General features: G+C 63.0%; 1 protein-coding gene. It reads left to right on the forward strand.

The genetic code is table 11. The annotated features are described in order from the left end of the window. Positions 1 to 172 precede the first annotated feature (172 nt). On the forward strand, positions 173 to 2,356 hold the full coding sequence (yccS, locus tag ACW9I6_RS32040; protein WP_177041233.1) for a YccS family putative transporter: 2,184 nt from the start codon (positions 173 to 175) through the stop codon (positions 2,354 to 2,356). Positions 2,357 to 2,419: the final 63 nt, after the last annotated feature.

Consider the following 2,419-nt stretch of genomic DNA (forward strand, 5'->3'; position numbering starts at 1 on the left):
ATCAGTGACTGATACACCGCCTTCGCGAGCAAGCCCGCTCCCACATTTGGTTCGTGGTGTGCTTGGAAGTAATGACTGGAATAAATTTTGCTCTCAGATGTGATCGCCACGCTTGCCGTGGCGTCATTACTGGCTCAATTTAGCGGCATCGTCCCGGAAGACCCCAGACTTCATGTCATCGACCTCCTTCAAGCAGTCCATGCGGCGCCTTTGGGCACTGGATAAGTTCAGTTACAGCGTACGGGTATTCATCGCCCTGACCGGCAGCATGGCGCTGTGCTGGTACCAGAATGAAATGGCGCTGCTGATCCCGCTGTTCCTGGGCATTATCGCCAGCGCCCTGGCCGAGACCGATGACAACTGGCAAGGCCGGCTCAACGCCCTGGCCGTGACACTGGTGTGCTTCAGCACTGCGGCACTGTCCGTCGAACTGCTTTTCCCTTATCCCTGGATCTTCGCGATCTTCCTGGCTCTATCCAGCTTCGGCCTGACCATGCTCGGTGCCCTCGGCGAGCGTTATGGGGCGATCGCTTCGGCCACCCTGATTCTCTCGGTCTACACCATGATCGGCGTGGACCAGCGCGGTGGCGCCGTCACCGACTTCTGGCATGAACCCTTGCTGCTGGTGGCCGGCGCCGCGTGGTATGGCGCGCTGTCGGTGTTGTGGCAGGTGCTGTTTTCCAACCAGCCAGTGCAGCAGAGCCTGGCGCGACTGTTTCGTGAGCTGGGGCGTTACCTCAAGCTCAAGTCCTCATTGTTCGAACCGATCCGCCAACTGGATGTGGAAGCGCGGCGCCTGGAACTGGCGCAGCAGAACGGCCGGGTGGTGGCAGCACTGAACGCCGCCAAAGAGATCATCCTGCACCGGGTCGGCAATGGTCGCCCGGGCTCCAAGGTCAGCCGCTACCTCAAGCTGTACTTCCTGGCCCAGGACATCCACGAGCGCGCCAGCTCCTCGCACTACCCTTACAACGCCCTCGCCGAAGCCTTCTTCCACAGCGACGTGCTGTTCCGCTGCCAGCGCCTGTTGCGCCAGCAAGGCAAGGCCTGCCAGACCCTGGCCGAATCGATTCAGATGCGCCAGCCGTTCGTTTATGACGCCAGCTTCGCCGAAGCCCTGGGCGACCTCAACGCCTCCCTGGAACACCTGCGCATCCAGAGCAACCCGGCCTGGCGCGGCCTGCTGCGCTCCCTGCGCGCCCTGGCCGCCAACCTGTCGACCCTGGACCGCCTGCTCGGCGACGCCGCCAACCCAGACAGCCTGGCCGATGCCACCGACAGCAGCCTGCTGGACCGTGCGCCGCGCAACCTCAAGGAAATGTGGACGCGCCTGCGCACGCAGCTGACACCAACCTCCTTGCTGTTCCGCCATGCCCTGCGCCTGCCCCTGGCGCTGAGTATCGGCTACTGGATGGTGCACTTGATTCACCCGTCCCAAGGCTATTGGATCATCCTCACCACGCTGTTCGTGTGCCAGCCAAACTACGGCGCCACCCGGCGCAAGCTGGGCCAGCGGATCATCGGCACTGCCATCGGCCTGACCATCGCCTGGGCGCTGTTCGACCTGTTCCCCAACCCGCTGATCCAGTCGATGTTCGCCATTGCCGCCGGCCTGGTGTTCTTTATCAACCGCACCACGCGCTACACCCTGGCGACCGCTGCGATCACGCTGATGGTGCTGTTCTGCTTCAACCAGGTGGGCGACGGCTACGGGCTGTTCCTGCCACGGCTGTTCGATACCTTGCTCGGCAGCCTGATCGCCGGACTGGCAGTGTTCCTGTTCCTGCCGGACTGGCAGGGCCGGCGCCTGAACAAGGTGTTGGCCAATACCCTGACCTGCAACAGCATCTACCTGCGCCAGATCATGCAGCAGTACGCCGCGGGCAAAAGCGACGACCTGGCTTACCGCCTCGCCCGGCGCAATGCCCACAACGCCGACGCCGCGCTGTCCACCACCCTGGCGAACATGCTGATGGAGCCGGGGCATTTCCGTAAGGAAGCGGACGTGGGGTTCAGGTTCCTGGTGCTGTCCCACACGCTGCTCAGCTACCTGTCGGGGCTGGGCGCCCACAGGGAAACCCAACTGCCGGCGGAAGTGCGCGAGCACTTGATCGAAGGCGCCGGGAAGACGCTGGCGGCGAGCATCGACGAGATCGCCACCGGGCTGGCGAACAAGCAGCCAATTGCGATTCAGAGTGATGCCGAGGAAGCCTTGGCAGTGGACCTGGAGCAGATGCCGGATGAAATTGACGAAGGGCAGCGGCTGGTGCAGACGCAATTGGCGCTGATCTGTCGGCAACTGGGGCCGTTGCGCACGTTGGCGGCTCACCTGATCAAAGATACCAGCGAAGCCTGAACCCTCTTCGCGAGCAAGCCCGCTCCCACATTCGGCCGAGTTCCACCTTTGGAATGCGGTCGA

The organism is Pseudomonas sp. SDO5522_S412, from assembly GCF_054071215.1.

Coding starts and splice junctions, on each gene's coding strand:
- yccS (WP_177041233.1), top strand. CDS start 173: ATGTCATCGACCTCCTTCAAGCAGTCCATGCGGCGCCTTTGGGCACTG.